Below are 15134 nucleotides of genomic sequence, written 5' to 3'. Positions count from 1 at the left end.
GGCTGAGCACCGAGAGTTCACCGACCGCACGCATCCGCGTCACCGGACGGATGCCGCAGGGTCGCGCACCGCAGCGGGGCCGGTCTTTGCCGTGTTCGCTCGCCGTTCATACGGCCTTGCTATCCACAGGGGGTGATGGACGATGTGCTCGCAGCGATCGCCGCGAGCCCCTGGGCGCTTCTGGCGATGTTCGCCCTGGTGGTCGGTGACGCATTCCTCGTCGTGATCCCCGGCGAGACTGCGGTGACGGCGCTCGCCGCGCTGAGTGTGGTCACCGGGGACCCGCCCCTCGTCACGATCATCGGCGTCGCCGCGGCGGGCGCGTTCCTCGGCGACACCATCTGCTTCGTGGTCGGGCGGCGCGTCGGTCTCGAACGGTGGGGATGGATGCGTCGGCCACGCATCGCCGCCGCGTTCACGTGGGCGCGGGCGCGTCTGGCGCGCAGCACGGCCGTGATCGTCTTCACGGCGCGATTCATCCCCTTCGCCCGCCTGGCCGTCAACCTGACTGCGGGGGCGAGTGGGGTGAGCGCCTCGCGGTACTTGCCGCTCGCGGCGCTCGCCGCGCTGGGATGGGCGGCCTACCAGGCGCTCGTCGGCACGGTCGTCGCCACGCTTCTGCCGAATGCGCCGGTGCTGGCGATCCTGGCCTCGATCGCGGTCGCGCTGCTGCTCGGCGTGGCTCTCGACGCCGTACTCGCCGCGCGCTGGCGGCGCGCACCTCGGGCCTGACGGGCGCGGCGAAGCATCCGAACCTCGGTCTTTGAGTGAGCGGCTTCCGCGAGTGCACGACGTCCGCACGAGTGCACGGGTTGTGCGCGGTATGTAAGCCGTGCACTCGCACACGAGCCGTGCACTCGGTGCCAAACGTCACCCACCGAGCGCGCCGGGTAGACGCGAGTGCGCCCCCTGTACACGGGGTACAGAGGGCGCACTCGACAACAAGCGGCGCACTCGCCGCGAGGCCGCCGTGATGAGCAGCGCATGCGCGGGGCTACTCCCCCGCGAGGCCTCCCAGCAGGTGGCCGAACGAGCGGCCCTCGCCGAGGTAGTTCGCGGGGTCGAACGGGTCGGCCGACTCCGCGGTGTCGCGGCGGGCGATGGTGTATGCCAGCTCGCGGGCCGCCTTGTCGATGCGGTCACCGAGTGAGGCGACGCCGTCGCCCTGCGCTCCCCAGTCGCTCGACGCGGCGAACACGCCTGTCGAGATGGCGTCCGCGTGCAGGTACGCGAACAGAGGACGGATGGCGTAGTCGATCGCGAGCGAGTGCCGCGGGGTGCCCGCATTCGCCCCGATCAGCACAGGCTTTCCGGTCAGCGCGTCCGGGTCGAGCACGTCGATGAACGACTTGAACAGGCCCGAGTAGCTGGTCGAGAAGATCGGTGTCACCGCGATCAGCGCGTCCGAAGAGACCACGGTGTTGATGGCCGCCTCGAGCGCGGGCGGGGCGAACCCCGTCAGCAGATTGTTGGTGATGTCGTGTGCATAATCGCGCAGCTCGATTGCGTCGACCGTGGCCTCGATTCCCCGCGCCGCGAGCTCGCGAACGGTCGCCGAAGCGAGGCGGTCACCGAGCAGGCGGGTCGTGGAGGGGTTCGAGAGCCCCGCCGTCACGACCGCGATCCGACGGGCGGTCATGTCAGGCTCCCCGGCGCGTCGCGGCGGTACCGAAAGAGGATCCGGCAACGACCGGCTCGGACTTCTGCGCGGCGAGCTTCCCACCCGCCACCGGCAGGCCACCCGCTGCGGCGAGCGCGACGCGAGCGGCATGGGTCGGCGCATCCGGGACCTCGGCGGGACGGTTCTTCGCGAGCTCCTTCCGCAGCACGGGCACGACCTCGCCGCCCAGGATGTCGAGCTGCTCGAGCACGGTCTTCACGGGCAGTCCCGCGTGATCGATGAGGAACAGCTGGCGCTGATAGTCGCCGAACAGATCGCGCATCCCCGCGTAACGGTCGATGACCTGCTGAGGCGAGCCGACCGTCAGCGGGGTCATCTCCGAGAAGTCCTCGAGGCTCGGGCCGTGGCCGTACACCGGCGCGTTGTCGAAGTACGGACGGAACTCCCGCACCGCGTCCTGCGAGTTCGCGCGCATGAACACCTGACCGCCGAGGCCGACGATCGCCTGCGCCGCGGTGCCGTGACCGTAGTGCTCGAAGCGCTGGCGGTAGAGGCCGATCAGGCGCTGGTAGTGCTCCGCCGGCCAGAAGATGTTGTTGGCGAAGAATCCGTCGCCGTAGTAGGCCGCCTGCTCGGCGATCTCGGGCGTGCGGATCGATCCGTGCCAGACGAACGGGGGCACGTCATCGAGCGGGCGCGGCGTCGAGGTGAAGCCCTGCAAGGGCGTGCGGAAGCGTCCCTCCCAGTCGACGACGTCCTCGCGCCACAGCTGGTGCAGCAGGGCGTAGTTCTCGATCGCGAGGGGAACGCCCTGACGGATGTCCTGACCGAACCAGGGATAGACGGGCCCGGTGTTGCCGCGCCCGAGGGTCAGGTCAACACGACCGCCCGCGAGGTGCTGGAGCATCGCGTAGTCTTCCGCGATCTTCACCGGGTCGTTCGTCGTGATGAGCGTCGTCGCAGTCGAGAGCAGCAGGCGCTCGGTCTGCGCGGCGATATAGCCGAGGGTCGTCGTGGGCGACGACGACCAGAACGGCGGGTTGTGGTGCTCGCCGAGGGCGAAGACGTCGAGTCCTACCTCTTCGGCGTGCTTGGCGATCGCAATCGTGTTGCGGATCTTCTCCGCCTCGCTCGGCGTCTTACCGGTGGTCGGGTCTTCGGTGATGTCGCTCACCGTGAAGATGCCGAACTGCACGGCCTGTCCGGCGGCGGGTGCTGTGGTGATGTCGTCCACGATCTTTCTCCCTCTGCGTTCGGGATCTCGGTCTGGGATCTCGCTCACGCATTTATTCAAGTGAATGTATCTCGTGTAACGCGCGTACGCCCAGGTTATTCCCGCGGTGTCGCGAGCGCGGCGGCACGGATGTCCGGGGCCCGCGTCAGCGCGCGGAGTCGAAAATCGCGAGCATGTCGCGGGTGAGCTGGTGCGGCGTCGTCTCGCAAGGGCTGTGGCCGGTCGGATAGAGGCGCAACTCCGCCCCGATCGCGCGCGCATAGTCGGCGTACTCGACGCTCGGCCAGAGGTCGTGATCCCCCACTGCCACCAGCTTCGGGATGGGCTGCGCAGCGACATCCGCCGAGACATCCGGCGTCGTCATCATGAGTCCGACGATGTCGTTCACGCTGTCGCGCCGCGTCAGGGCGAACCGCTCGCGCACGAAAGCGATACGTCGCGGCGGCACACGGTTGAGGTTGTTCCGAATTCCCCACATCAGCAGTGCCGCGCCCGTCCGCGGGGACGCCCCGGCGCTCCAGCGACCGATGCGCTTGACGCCGCGGAACACCTGTCCCGAACCGGGCGGGGTCGACAACAGCGTCAGGCTCGCAAACAGGTCGGGACGCTCGACGAGCACCTGCTGGGCAACGAGACCCGCGAAACTGTACCCCAGGACGTTCACGGGACCCGCGCCATCCTCGAGCGCAGCGATCATGTCGTCTGCGAAGAGTCGATAGTCGTACCGGCTGCGGGGTGGGTGCAGATTCGCCGGACCCGCCTGCCACGACTCGTATTGGCCAGCGAGGTCGAGCGACTCGACCCGGTAGCCCGCGGCCGCGAACAGAGGGAACATCAGAACGAAGTCCTCTTTCGACCCCGTCACACCCGGGAGCAGAAGCACCCGGGTGCCATCGTCGGGCCCGAGCCGCACCCGGGCGAGCGAACCGCTCGGTGCCTCTAGAACGTCGCGAACCGTACCGTCCGGGAAGACACGCCAATCGAGGTCGGGGATCGCGCGGTCCCGGCCGGGTGCGTCGTCGATCACGGTCATAAACACCTCACTTCGACGCGAAGAATACCGGGATGCAACCCCCTCCGTGTGTGCGCCCCGCCAGGGTAGTGTGGGCTCGCCCATGAGCGACGCGAGCGAACGCCCCTCCGGCGCCGACGGTGGCGCCAGCACCGGCGCGACCGCCAGGCCCCGCACATCGGGCGCGTCGAAACGCGTCCCCTTCTGGGACAACGCGCGTTTCGCCTGCATCGTGCTCGTCGTCCTCGGCCACTCCGTGCAGCGACTCACCTACGATTCCGATATCGCGCTCGCACTGTACCTCGTCGTCTACGCGTTCCACATGCCGGCGTTCGCGATCATCTCGGGATATTTCTCGAAGGCCGGCACCCCGTCTCATCGGCAGATGGCTCGCGTCATCACCGACATCCTGCTCCCCTACGTGATCTTCGAGGGGCTTTGGACGCTGACGAAGTGGATCGTGGAGGGCGACGGCTCGCCCGACCTCAGTCAGCCCTCGTGGACACTCTGGTTCTTGCTCGCGCTCGGCATCTTCCGTCTCGTACTGCCGTATCTGGCCCTGCTGCGCTGGCCGCTGCTGTGGACCGTGCTCATCTCGATCGGCGCCGGGTACCTGCCGAACATCGACTCGACCTTCTCGCTGTCCCGCACGCTCGGCCTGCTGCCGTTCTTCACCCTCGGCTGGTGGCTGCGCGAGCACGACATCGTCGACCGGCTGCGACTGTTGCGTTCGCGATCGCCGCTCGTCGTGGTCGCGGCGGTCGGGGCCCTGGCCGTGGCCGCCTTCGTGGCGTGGTTCTTCGTCGATGCCTGGGAGCAGATGAACCTGCGGACCTGGCTGTTCTATGACGACGCGTACGCCGATCTCGGCGGAACCCAGTGGTGGGCCGGCGGCGTACGGCTGGCGCTCATGATCGTGGCGCTCATCTTGAGCATGGCGTTCCTCGTGCTGGTACCGCGCCGGAACACCTGGTGGACACACTTCGGCCAATACACGATGTACGTCTACCTGCTGCACTCGTTCGTGCTCTACCCCTTCCGCGAGTCAGGGGTTTTGCGCAACCTCGAACCGACGTGGCTGTGGCTGCCCATCGTCATCGTCGCCTCGGTGGTGATCGCCCTCGGTCTCGCGACCAAGCCGGTGCGGTGTATCTTCCGCCCCCTTGTCGAGCCGCGGGCCGGGTGGTTGTTCGCGGATCCCCGACTCGCGGGACGCGAGGGACGGCGGTCCGACCCCACCGGCTCCCGACGGCCCCCGACAGACTCGAAACCACCGCGCTAGCGAGAACTCAAGCGAACAGGCCAGCACCGACGAAGGATGCCTGGTCCGCTCCGGGCGGGATGGCCCAGATACCCGACCGAACGTGGCGGACGTACTCGTTCATCGCGTCGGTCGACAGTGCCCGCTGGATCGTGACGTACTGCTCGGGCGAGCGCTGGTACGACAGAAAGAACAGGCCGGCGTCAAGACGCCCGAGATCGTTGTTGCCGTCGACGAAGTTGTATCCGCGACGCAGGATCCGGACGCCGTCGTTGAGCTGCGGATGCGCCAGCCGCACGTGGCTCGCGACGTCGATAGCGGCCCGGCCCGAAGCATCCTTCGCCCCGAAGTCGGGTTCGGTGAACTCGCCGCCGCCCGAGAGCGGCGCCCCTTCGCCCTTGGAACGCCCGATGATGCGCTGCTGCTCCGAGAGGCGCACGCGGTCCCACGACTCGATGATCATCGCGATCTTCCGTGCCACCAAGTAGGAGCCACCCGTCATCCAGACCGGTTCGTCCGATGCCGAGACCCAGACGTGCTCGTCCAGTCCGGTCGTGTCGTCGGCGAGGATGTTGGCCGTGCCGTCCTTGAAGCCGAAGAGGTTCCGTGGCGTCGCCTGCGAAGTCGTGGTCATCGAGGTGCGGCCGAAACCGAGCTGTGACCAGCGGATACGGGCACGCCCGAAGGCGATGCGGCTGAGGTTGCGGATCGCGTGGACGGCCACCTGCGGGTCGTCTGCGCACGCTTGAATGCAGAGGTCCCCGTCGCTGAGCGCCGGGTCGAGGTCGTCGCCGAGGAATGCCGGCAGCCGTTCGAGTCCCGCCGGCCGCCGCGAGGCGATGCCGTAGCGGTCGCCGGCGGCGTTCTGGAACAGACTCGGACCCACCCCGATGGTGATGGTGAGCGAGCTCGCGGGGAGCCCCAGCGCCTCGCCCGTGTCATCCGGCGGCGCCTCGAGCGAACCGCCGACCGAACCCGACGCACTGACATCGAGACCCTGCGTCATCCGCGCGGCCGCGTACGACCAGTCCTGCAGGAGACTCATCAGGTCGTCGCGGTTGGTGCGCGCCATCATGTCGAAGGCGGCGAAGTGCAGGTGGTCTTGAACGGGCGTGACGATTCCGGCCTGATGCGGGCCGAAGAAGGCGTGCACACCGTCCGAGCTGCCCCCGGTCGCGGCCGAGCTCGAGATCGCCATGCCCCCAGCGACACCGCCCGCGCCGCCGACCGCGAGGCCCGCCGCGCCGGCGCCGAGCAGACCGAGCAGGCCGCGCCGCGACAGGCCGGGAGGGGGCTCTTCAGCGGAAGGCGATGCCGGGGTACCCACCGTGGGTGCCCCGGCATCCGTCCCGCCCGTGGGCGGAATTGTTTGGCTCACATCACTCCAGAACCGTCACGGTGAGCTGCGACAGCGGCTCGGCGAGGGCGTTGATCAGGTCAGTGAACTCACGCTTGTCGTCGTCGGTCAGCTCACGGTAGTTGACGAATCCGTCGGCGAGCGATCCGTGCTTCGCGAGGGATGCCTCGAGGTCGGCGTAGCCCTCATCGATCTGGTCGACGAGCGCGGCGCCGTCGTCGCCCTTCGACTCCGCGAAGTCGCGTGCGAGCGAGAACGCCATCTTGGAGCCCTCGACGTTGGCGGCGAAGTCCCAGAGGTCCGTTCCCGACCACCAGTCTTCCTCGCCCGAGATCTTGCCGGTAGCAACCTCGTCGAGCAGGGCGATCGCGCCGTTTGAAAGACCCGCCACGCCCTGGGCATCGAGCGCCGCTTGGAAGTCGTCCGAGTGCACGTACGTGTCGAGTTCTTGGATGTCGGCGACCAGTTCGTCACCGAAAGCGGCGCGCTCCTCGGTGGTCGACGGGTTCCAGTCCTGCCAGGCCGAGGTCTCGCCATCCGCGTTCAGCGCGTCGAGCGCGGGAACCCAGAGGTCTTTCTCGATGCGGTGGAAGCCTGTCCAGTCGAGCCCCTCGGCAACGGCGTCGACCTCGCGATAGTCGATGCGCGGGTCGAGATCGCCAAGCGCCTCGGCGACGGGTTCGATGCGCTCGTAATAGGCACGCACCTGCGGGAACAGGGCGCGGGCGGTGTCGTCATCTCCGGTCGCGTAGGCCGTCGCGAATTCTTCGACGGCGGGCACGAGCTGCTCGACCTGGTCCTTCACGAACGCGGCGTACAGGTCGACGGCCTGCTGCTTCTGCTCGGCGTCAGGGCCATCGATCGCGACACTCTCACCCGAAACCGAGAATCCGGTTCGGCCGACACCCTCACCGATCATGCCCGGCTTGCAGAGCGTGAAGTACTCGCCCGGCTGCGCAACGACGGTGAGCGTGCGGGATGCTCCGGGCGCGATGTTCTCGACCTCGCCGACAATGCGGAGTCCGTCGTCGGCCAGCAGGTAGAACTCGGTGATCTGGTCGCCGGCATTCGTCACGTCGAACGCGAGCGTGCCGCTCGACGCGGTGGCTGCCGAGACATCACATCCGGCGTCGGTCGACGACACCGTGATGGCGTCGGCGGCGGCGACATCGGCCTTGGCGACGCATCCGGCGAGCGCGAGGGCGCCGATCGCCGCAATCGCCGTTGTGGTGAGGGTTCTCGCGATGATGCGGGAGGCGGTCATGGGGCTCCTTGGTTTACGGGGACGGATGACGGAGAAGAAGATGGAGCGGATGCCTCGGCCGATGCATCCGAAGTGGGTGCCACGGTTTCGTGGGGTCCGGGCGCCGCGGGCCGATGAGCGCGCAGGTTTCGGACGAAGACGAACGTGACGACCCCGACGTAGGCGACCCACGCGAAAATCTGCAGCCACGACATCTGCGGGGTGAAGCCGACGGTGGCCTGCAGGATCGCGGCGAGGGGTCCCCCCGGAGCGATGTCGCCACTTACGTCGAACGCCCAGCCGAAGGGGATGCCCGCCCACCCGGTCGCGACGGCGGCCGTGGCGGGGTCGAGAGGTGCGAGCGCCGTGAAGGGGCCGGGCAGGACGCCCGCCTCTTGCAGGTCTTGGATGCCGTAGGCGAGCACGCCCGCGGCGACGATGATCAAGAACGCGCCCGTCCAGGTGAAGAATCGGCGCAGGTCGAGCCGCAGCATCCCGCGGGCGAGCAGCCAGCCGAGCACAACGGCTGCCAGCAGGCCCAGGAGGGCACCGAGGAGCGCCTCGGGCGCATTGCCGAAGGACTGCACCATCGACCACAGCAGCAGCGTCGTCTCGACACCCTCGCGCGCGACCGAGACGAAGCCGATGACGACGAGGCCCCACAGCGAGGCCGACGCGAGCGCGCGGTCGACTCCGGCGTGCAGAGTGTTCTTGAGCGTTCGACCGGCCCGTTGCATCCAGAAGATCATCCAGGTGACCATGGCTACGGCCGTCAGTGAGAGCAGTCCGCCGATCAGTTCCTGGGCTGCGGTCGTGAGCGCGTAGGCGCCGAAGGTGAAGATCGCACCGAGCGAGAGTGACAGCGCGACGGCCAGACCGACGCCGATCCACAACCGGGGCAGCACAGCGCGACGCCCGAGGCGAGAGAGGTAGGCCACGAGAATGCCGACCACAAGGGCGGCTTCCAGACCTTCACGCAGGCCGATCAGAAATGTTGCGAACACGGTGCTATCGCGCGGCTTTCGGGATATTCGAGGGGATCCAGGGTGCTTTCGGGGCATCCGGTTGTGAGGTTAGGCAACCCTCACTCAGGGGACATTACTCCCGCGGGACGTGCAGCTCAAATCCGGTCACGGGCGTCCGCTCGCGCGACCCCAAGGCGGGCACTGGCGCGCGGCGTCAGGGGCGCGCGCCGACGGACGGCGAATCGAATTCGGGTGGTCTGGATGCTTCGGGCCGGGTCCGAGCCGCGATCCAGCCCGCGGGGGTGTAAGTCAGTACCGCCCACAGCGCGACCGCCAGGACGGCGTAGATCGCGAACATCGCTACCCACAGAGCGAACGGGGCACCGACGGTCGTCCAGCTCGCCGGGAGCGGGAGGACGATGAAGAGGAAGACGCCGATCGCGACCGCTTCGGCGATCGCCCACCGAATTCGACTGTGCGCCCAGAGCGTCGCGCCGATCAGTCCCGGCAGAGGCAACAAGACCACGAACAGGGCGGCGAGGCATCCAACCGCGAGTCCCGCGAAGAGTTCGACGATCAGCAGGCCGGCCATTCCACCCGTTGCGCCGAGCGAGAGCCCGACCGCGACGCTGTAGACGAGCCACGAAGCAACGCCGGCGATGAAGAGCCAGGTCGCCTCGCCGAGTGCCTGATCGACGTCACGTCTGCTCGGCCGGTCGCCGGCTTCCTCGCGTCGTGCCGACATCTCGCCGACGAACGCAAGACCGAGGACCAACCCGAACACGAAGCCGGGATCGAAGCCCGCAACGCGGCTCGCCACTGCGGTGATCAGCACGACGAGCAGCGACCCGAGCCGAAGACGGAGACGTGCCGGGGCACCCCTGCGCCCGAGCCACCACGCCAGTAAAGCCAGGCCCGCCACGTTCTCGATCAGAAACGCCCCGACAAGCGACAGCAACAGCCGCACGGACCCGACGTTCAGACCGAAGTCCGGCTCGACGAGCGCCGCGAAGAGCGCGGCGAGCACGACTCCCCCACCGACCACCACGACCGTGGGCAGGTTCTCCACGGCACGAGCCACGGCGCGCACCCGGACTCGTAGTGGCCGCAACACGGGCCGGAGCAACCCTCCCCACTCGTCGTATCGCGACGACAGAGCCGAATCGACCAGTCGACCCGGCAGCCCGATCAACGCCACGAGCACGAGCGCGGCCGCGAGGCATCCGCCGACCGCGGCGGGGCCGAAGTCCACCTCCGCGGCCGTGCGCAGGCCACTGAGCGTCGATGGGGTCGTGGCGCTGAAGCCGCCGGGGGTGGGTGCCGGAATGGGCGGGAACTCGGCCTCTTCCTCCACGACGGCGGGCTCCGGCACGAACGCCGACAAAACGTTCGACTGAAGGTCCGCCGCGAGGACATCACCCCAGTTGTAGATGGCCCGCAGTTGCTCGACGCCCTCCTCGAGCTCCGCGGTCGGGTCGTAGACGAAGAACCAGTAGCCCTCGGCGTAGTGGAACCGGAAGCTGGGATCGACGTACTCGGCCATGTTCGTGAAATCGGCCGGGATCGCGCGGTAGATGACGTCGTCTTCGGCGGCGCGCGCGAAACGCCCGGTCGCGAGCAGGCGCTCGCCCTCGGCGGCGGCTTGTTCGGCGGTAAGGGGCACGAATCCGACAGCGAAGATTTGGGTTCGGAATCCACCCGGGTCACCCCACCAGCATTGCCGACCGTCGGCCGGAAAGAGCGGCGTCGCATTCTCGATGGGCACGAACCGGCGGGCGAGGACGGCGTCGAGGATGCCGGGGCTCAGCAGGTCGTCGCACGCAAGAGATTCCTCGACCGCAACCGTGGCCGGTTCGCTCGCGGACGCTGCGCTCGCGTTGCCGACGCCGACGCCGACGCCGACGATACCCGCGGCCAGTAGCGTCATGACCGCGCCCGCGACGAGTCGTCGCCACGGCATCCGTGTTCGTCGTCCGCTCCCCAGCGAGATCCCCATACCGGGGACCTTATACCGGAGGCCCTGAGCTGCCCACCCCTCGGGCTCATCCGGCCGCCCGTCCGCGGCCCGCAGCCCGCGCATCCGTCCGCCCGTCCGTCCGGACGTCGAAACACCCGATATGCGCCGAAACATCCGTCGACACAGGATGTTTCGGCTCACGATGGGTGTTTCGGCGCCGAGGATGGCGCGTCCGGACAAAACGAAGGCCCGCCCCACGCCGTGGGACGGGCCTTCGAGAAAGCGACTGAACGCTGGTGCGACTTAGCGGCGGAGTCCGAGACGCTCGATCAACGCGCGGTAGCGGTTGATGTCGATGTCCTGGAGGTAGCCGAGCAGACGACGGCGCTGACCGACCATCAGGAACAGACCACGACGCGAGTGGTGGTCGTGCTTGTGCTCCTTCAAGTGCTCTGTGAGGTCTTTGATGCGCTGCGACAACATCGCAATCTGCACCTCGGGGGATCCGGTGTCACCGGGGTGCGTCGCGTACTCTTCGATGATCGCCTTCTTGGCTTCGAATTCAAGCGGCATAGAGGGGATCCCCTTTCTCTTCATTGCGCGGCGCCCATCGCCTGATGCGTGAGCTCTCTTTATCCGCGGCCGATCGAACGGCAACCTCCAGAGTCTACCAGTCCCCGTCGGCAGCGCGAGACTTCACCTATGTCCTCGCAACGCGGCCGAAAGAGCACACTGGTGACGTCTCGCGCCCCGGGGCTCGACTAACCTCGTGGGGTGCAACACGGGGCGGACCGGTGATGGCGCGTCTGCGCCGCGAACACTTCATCGATCTGCGCCCCCTCACCCAGAGCCCGGCCTTCGCCCGGTTGTGGATCGGATCGACCCTCGCGGGCCTCGGCGGACAGCTGACGATCGTCGCGGTCATGCTGCACGTCTTCGAGTTGACGGGCTCGACGCTGGCGGTCGCGATGATCGCGGTCGCCGGACTCGTACCGATGATTCTCGCGGGACTGTATGGCGGCATGCTCGCCGACTACTTCGACCGTCGCGCGGTCGCCTTGATCGCGGCATCCGTCACCTGGGTCTCGACGCTTCTTCTCGCGGTTCTGGCGTGGACGGGGAACGAGACAGTGGCGTGGCTGTTCCTGCTGTCGATCGTCAACTCGTCGGCGAACTCGATCGTCTCGGCCACGAAGTCCGCCATCACCCCGCGTCTCGTGCCGCGCGAACTGCTGCCCGCGGCCGCGGCGCTCAGCGGCATCACGGTCGGCATCATGGTCATGGCGGGGCCGGCGCTCGCGGGCATCCTGGTCGCTTTCGTGGGGTACCCGTGGACCTACACGGTCGACGTCGTGCTGATGCTGGCCCTGTTCCTCGGTCTCTGGACCCTCCCGCGCATCCGCCCCGAAGGCGTCACTGTGCGCCCGGGTTTGCGCTCCCTCGCCGACGGCTGGGCCTTCCTCAGGCAGGCCCCGAACATCCGGTTGCAGTACATCCTCGACATCGTCGCGATGTCCTTCGGGCATCCGCTCGCCCTCTTCCCCGCGATCGGCGCGGTGCTGCTCGGCGGCGGGGCGATCACGACGGGTGTCCTGACCGCCGCGATCGCAGCCGGAGCATTCTTCTCCAGCCTGTTCTCGGGTCCTATCGGGCGCGTCCGGCGGCAAGGCCTCGGCATCGAACGCTCGATCCTGGTGTTCGGCGCGGCCACGGCGGGCTTCGGCGGCGTGCTCCTCATTGCCGCGTTCGGCGTGTTTGCTCCCGCGGGTCTGGGTGAGGATGTTGCCAACATTCCCCTCATCGTCCTCTCGATGGTCCTGCTGGCGGTGACGGGCGCGGCCGACAACGTCAGCGCGATCTACCGGCAGACGATGATGCAGTCGGCGGTGCCCGACGCGATCCGCGGACGTCTGCAGGGTATCTTCATGGTTGTCGTCGCGGGCGGCCCGCGCCTCGGCGCGCTCTACGCCGGCACGCTGGCGACCGTGACGGCGCTGTGGTTCCCCCCGCTCATCGGCGGCTTCATCATCGTCATCCTCGTTGCGCTGCTCGTTCGGCGGAGCCCCCGGTTCCGCGCGTACGACGCGCTCGACCCGCAGCCCTGACTCGGCGCAGGGGCCCACGCGGGACTCGTGCATCAGCGTGAGACGGCCGATCGTCGGCGGATTCCGGACGCGGCATCCGCCGACGCCTCGGAACGTCGGATGCCGGGGCTAGAGTCAGCCGGTGAGCACCACCCCACCCCCGCTCGAGCACCCGGCCAAACCCTCGTCCAGCACCTCCGCGACCGTCCCGGCACGATCCATCGCCGGACCGCCCAACGCCTGGATCGCCCTGCAGTTCGCCCTGACCGGAATCGTCTGGGGGTCGAGCTTCCTCTTCATGAAGGTGGCTCTCGAGGGAATGTCGCCCGGCCAGGTCGCGTGGTCGCGCCTCGTCCTCGGGGCGATCACGCTCGGCATCTTCGTTTCACTCCGCCGCGAGCGCCTGCCGCGGGTTCCGCGCGTGTGGATGCACATGACCGTGCTGGCGATCACCTTCTGCGTCATCCCGTTCCTGCTGTTCTCGTGGGCACAGCAGCACGTCACGTCGGGCCTCGCGAGCATCTACAACGCGACGACCCCCATCATGACGGCGGTCATGGCGGGCCTGCTGTTCCGCGTCGAACGTCTCAAGGGCATGCAGATCGCGGGGATCGTGGTCGGGATCCTCGGTGTGATGGTGCTCATCGCTCCGTGGGAGGGTCTCGATCTCGACCAGAGCATGATCGCCCAGCTCGCGATCCTCGGCGCCACCGCCTGCTACGGATTCAGCCTCGCGTACATGCGCAAGTTCGTCTCCAACTCGGGCATGAGCGCGTTGATGTTCTCGTTCCTCAACATCGGCATCGCCGCGCTGATCATGCTCGTCCTCACCCCCGTCGTCGCGATCGGCGAGGTCGTGCTCAATCCCTGGATCGTCGGCAGCGTCCTGCTGCTCGGATGCCTCGGCACGGGTGTCGCGTACATCTGGAACCAGAACGCCCTCCGCGCCTGGGGCCCGACGCGTGCGTCGACGGTCACCTACCTGACCCCCGTGGTCGGCGTCGCGCTGGGCCTGATCGTGCTCGGCGAGCCACTCACGTGGAATGAGCCCGCCGGCGCGATCGTCGTGTTCTTGGGGATCCTGCTGGCGCAGGACCGTTTGCGGCTGTGCCGCCGCTCCTGACCCCCGCCGCGACTCGGGGCAACGAAAAGGGACGGATGCCGGAGCATCCGTCCCTTTTTCGCGCAGGTGAAGCTGCGACGAGATCAGGCCGCGAGCGCGCCCTGCAGGTCGAGCTCGATGGTGACGTCCTTGCCGACGAGCACCCCGCCGGTCTCGAGAGCGGCGTTCCACGTCAGACCGAAGTCCTCGCGGTTGATGACGGCCTTGGCGGTCGCGCCGGCCTTGTAGTTGCCCCACGGGTCCGTGCCGAAGCCGCCGAAGTCGAAGTCGAACGTGACGGGCTTGGTGATGCCCTTGATCGTCAGGTCACCGTCGACGAGGAAGTCGCCGTTCTCGATCCGGACACCGGTCGAGCGGAACTCCATGGTCGGGTAGGTCTCGGTGTCGAAGAAGTCGGCAGAGCGCAGGTGGTTGTCGCGCCCCTCGTCCTTCGTGTCGACGGACGCGACATCGACCGTGGCCTCGACCGTGGCCTCGAGCGGGTTCTCGGGGGCCGTCAGGGTGGCGGACTTCACGCCGAACGTGCCGCGCACCTTCGAGATCATCATGTGGCGGACGCTGAACTGAACCTCGCTGTGCGAGGGGTCGAGCGTCCAGGTGCCGGCCTTGTAGCCGGGGAACTCGGTGAGGGCTGCGGTGCTGTCGGTCATGTCTGTCCTTCGGTTCAAAGAGGGCCGGAATCCCGGCGGTACGGGGGGTCTAACGAGCTCGCGCCCTTATCTATTCCCGTGAATGCAGAAAGTTCACGGATCGGTTGCGCCAGGTTCACACCAGGCACGACAGAGGCTCGGCACGCGAGTGACACGCCGAGCCTCTGACCTCGTGAAAGGGGTCAGCCGACCTTGATCAGGTCGATGATGAAGATGAGGGTCTTGCCGCCGAGGAAGTGCCCACCCGCCGGGCCGTAAGCCAGGTGCGGCGGGATGACGAGCTCGCGACGGCCGCCCTCTTTCATGCCGGGGATGCCGTCCTGCCAGCCCTGGATCAGGCCACGGAGCGGGAACTGGATGCTTTCGCCCCGGCCCCACGACGAGTCGAACTCTTCGCCCGAGTCGTACTCGACCCCCGCGTAGTGCACGGTCACGGTATCGCCGGGCTTCGCCTCGGCACCCTCTCCGACGATGATGTCGCGGACGACCAGGGTCTCGGGCGCGGGGCGCTCGGGGGCGTCGAACGTGGGCTTTGTGCGGTCTGCAGTCATGACTCCATCCAACCGGACCGCCGATGTCGGGTCAAAGCCGCCCCGAGCACTCTTGACACCTTCACAGGCCGGGGGC

At 68.0% G+C, this 15134-nt stretch carries 14 protein-coding genes; 4 read left to right on the top strand and 10 right to left on the bottom strand.

What is annotated here, in order from left to right; translation table 11 throughout:
• The first annotated feature begins 135 nt into the window (after window positions 1-135).
• Window positions 136-732 (top strand): DedA family protein, encoded by a 597-nt coding sequence (locus ACXZ1E_RS15085; RefSeq protein WP_458041264.1) that lies wholly within the window; start codon window positions 136-138, stop codon window positions 730-732.
• 262 nt (window positions 733-994) lie between these two features.
• On the opposite strand, the gene ACXZ1E_RS15080 is transcribed toward ACXZ1E_RS15085, so the two are convergent.
• The 3 genes from ACXZ1E_RS15080 to ACXZ1E_RS15070 all read right to left on the bottom strand — a co-directional run bounded on the left by ACXZ1E_RS15080 (window position 995) and on the right by ACXZ1E_RS15070 (window position 3888).
• Window positions 995-1639: an FMN reductase gene (locus ACXZ1E_RS15080; protein ID WP_458041263.1), complete on the bottom strand. Its 645-nt coding sequence runs from the start codon at window positions 1637-1639 to the stop codon at window positions 995-997.
• A gap of 1 nt (window position 1640) precedes the next feature.
• Entirely contained in the window at window positions 1641-2855 is a 1215-nt protein-coding gene (locus tag ACXZ1E_RS15075) for an LLM class flavin-dependent oxidoreductase (protein WP_458351988.1), read from the bottom strand.
• A gap of 145 nt (window positions 2856-3000) precedes the next feature.
• Complete coding sequence (locus ACXZ1E_RS15070; protein WP_458041262.1) at window positions 3001-3888, bottom strand: alpha/beta fold hydrolase; 888 nt, start codon at window positions 3886-3888, stop codon at window positions 3001-3003.
• A gap of 82 nt (window positions 3889-3970) precedes the next feature.
• Between ACXZ1E_RS15070 and ACXZ1E_RS15065 the strand changes: the two genes are divergently transcribed.
• Window positions 3971-5149, top strand: a complete 1179-nt coding sequence (locus tag ACXZ1E_RS15065; RefSeq protein WP_458041261.1) for an acyltransferase family protein — start codon at window positions 3971-3973, stop codon at window positions 5147-5149.
• Between the two features lie 7 nt (window positions 5150-5156).
• Here the strand turns inward: ACXZ1E_RS15065 and efeB are convergent, their stop codons facing one another.
• The 5 genes from efeB to rpsO form a co-directional block, all read right to left on the bottom strand.
• Window positions 5157-6506, bottom strand: coding sequence for an iron uptake transporter deferrochelatase/peroxidase subunit (efeB, locus tag ACXZ1E_RS15060; protein ID WP_458351987.1), 1350 nt, complete (start codon window positions 6504-6506; stop codon window positions 5157-5159).
• Window position 6507: 1 nt separating this feature from the next.
• Entirely contained in the window at window positions 6508-7749 is a 1242-nt protein-coding gene (efeO, locus tag ACXZ1E_RS15055; RefSeq protein ID WP_458041260.1) for an iron uptake system protein EfeO, read from the bottom strand.
• Window positions 7746-8732 carry an iron uptake transporter permease EfeU gene (efeU, locus tag ACXZ1E_RS15050; RefSeq protein WP_458041259.1) on the bottom strand — a complete coding sequence of 329 codons (987 nt, stop codon included), beginning with the start codon at window positions 8730-8732 and terminating at the stop codon, window positions 7746-7748. The genes efeO and efeU overlap by 4 nt, the downstream gene beginning before the upstream one ends.
• Before the next feature lie 175 nt (window positions 8733-8907).
• On the bottom strand, window positions 8908-10851 hold the full coding sequence (locus ACXZ1E_RS15045; RefSeq protein ID WP_458041258.1) for a hypothetical protein: 1944 nt from the start codon (window positions 10849-10851) through the stop codon (window positions 8908-8910).
• 102 nt (window positions 10852-10953) lie between these two features.
• Window positions 10954-11223 carry a 30S ribosomal protein S15 gene (rpsO, locus tag ACXZ1E_RS15040; protein ID WP_458041257.1) on the bottom strand — a complete coding sequence of 90 codons (270 nt, stop codon included), beginning with the start codon at window positions 11221-11223 and terminating at the stop codon, window positions 10954-10956.
• 224 nt (window positions 11224-11447) lie between these two features.
• Between rpsO and ACXZ1E_RS15035 the strand changes: the two genes are divergently transcribed.
• Window positions 11448-12755 (top strand): MFS transporter, encoded by a 1308-nt coding sequence (locus ACXZ1E_RS15035; RefSeq protein WP_458041256.1) that lies wholly within the window; start codon window positions 11448-11450, stop codon window positions 12753-12755.
• A 121-nt stretch (window positions 12756-12876) separates the two neighbouring features.
• Window positions 12877-13857 (top strand): DMT family transporter, encoded by a 981-nt coding sequence (locus tag ACXZ1E_RS15030; protein ID WP_458351986.1) that lies wholly within the window; start codon window positions 12877-12879, stop codon window positions 13855-13857.
• An 83-nt stretch (window positions 13858-13940) separates the two neighbouring features.
• On the opposite strand, the gene ACXZ1E_RS15025 is transcribed toward ACXZ1E_RS15030, so the two are convergent.
• Together ACXZ1E_RS15025 and ACXZ1E_RS15020 are read right to left on the bottom strand one after the other, a co-directional pair.
• Entirely contained in the window at window positions 13941-14507 is a 567-nt protein-coding gene (locus ACXZ1E_RS15025; RefSeq protein ID WP_458041255.1) for a YceI family protein, read from the bottom strand.
• A 182-nt stretch (window positions 14508-14689) separates the two neighbouring features.
• Entirely contained in the window at window positions 14690-15058 is a 369-nt protein-coding gene (locus ACXZ1E_RS15020; protein ID WP_458041254.1) for an FKBP-type peptidyl-prolyl cis-trans isomerase, read from the bottom strand.
• Window positions 15059-15134 lie beyond the last annotated feature (76 nt).

Source organism: Pacificispira sp. HM-600 (assembly GCF_977993705.1).
This window is presented reverse-complemented; position numbering and strand designations above follow the sequence as displayed.